Source organism: Candidatus Accumulibacter contiguus (assembly GCF_012940005.1).
Taxonomy (GTDB): Bacteria; Pseudomonadota; Gammaproteobacteria; order Burkholderiales; family Rhodocyclaceae; genus Accumulibacter; species Accumulibacter contiguus.
The window spans coordinates 1-1073 of the sequence record NZ_SPMX01000119.1; the positions used below are offsets into that span (position 1 = coordinate 1).

At 57.4% G+C, this 1073-nt stretch carries 2 protein-coding genes and 1 pseudogene; all 3 read right to left on the bottom strand.

Annotated elements, in window-relative coordinates:
- A pseudogene (locus tag E4Q08_RS24210) lies at positions 1-270 on the bottom strand (hypothetical protein); the annotation flags it as partial.
- Between the two features lie 38 nt (positions 271-308).
- On the bottom strand, positions 309-656 hold the full coding sequence (locus E4Q08_RS23440; protein WP_169072185.1) for a hypothetical protein: 348 nt from the start codon (positions 654-656) through the stop codon (positions 309-311).
- 111 nt (positions 657-767) lie between these two features.
- A partial coding sequence (locus E4Q08_RS23445) for an IS66 family transposase (RefSeq protein WP_169072186.1) occupies positions 768-1073 on the bottom strand: 306 nt, incomplete at its 5' end.

Consider the following 1073-nt stretch of genomic DNA (forward strand, 5'->3'; position numbering starts at 1 on the left):
GTACAGCACAGCAAATACCAGCAATCTCAGCCATGCCTCCCCCTCTTCGGTTTCCCAAAACCCCGATTCAGGATGTCGGTTCCTACGGGCTTGCGCTTGCAGGTGGCGATGAACACTGCTTTTCGGGCGATGAATTAATTCCCCCACTGCACGCAGGCTTCGTTTTCCCTGGTCTGTAAGTGCGGCAAAAATGACGCGGCTGGTTGTCCGTATGGCTTGAGTCGTAGAGTTTTTTTTGTCATAAAACTGATGATACAGGAGATGCGGCAACCAGTTCCCATCTCCTCAGCTCCCTTCATCCTCAGACTCTATCGGTAGCATGACTGTCCCGCTTTAAGTGGGAAGCCGAAGATCACATAGTTGCCCGACACCGCGACGGGCAACGGATCAATCTGCTCAATCAGCGGCCGGTTGCCGAAGCGATACGAGGAAAGCATGGTTGTGATCGTTGCCGCATCGAGCGACCGCCAGATGGCACTGCTGTAGTGCAACGAATTCTGGTTGAGGTGGCTCAAAACATCGGCCTGCGCCAACGTCGAGCCGAACTCAAAGGCCACGGTGAGTGGCTCGTTGCTCTCATAGCGGATCGACACCGGTAGCACGAGCGTCGGTGCATCCAAGTCGGGACGGTCCCCAAGTTGGGTGCCGTCAGGCAAGCGTATGTCGTATAGCAGATGAATGTTGGCGATGCCTGCCTTTGTTTCTTGGCCGACTCGACGCTTCAATACAAGGCGGCGAGTAACTACTCAGGGCGACCACGCCGAAGCTCAAGCGAGGCGAGGCTGAGGGGGCTGGCCCTGGAAAGTGAGGATCAGGGCGTGGAAGAGATTGGCGCCCTGCTTGTGCATGGTTGCGAGATACGAGTGAATGATGCAGTAGGCATCGGCCCCCTTCTTGGTCCGGAAGCCGCCGGAGACTTTCTGTTTGACCTTGGACATGCGCACGGCTTGCTCGGCCAGGTTGTTGGTGAACGGAACGCCGGGATCCGTGGCAAAGCGCCAGACATCGTCGGTGTAGGGTGCGCAAGCGCAGGAGGAGGTTCGTCGCCTTGCTTTGCCGGGGACGCCGCGTTG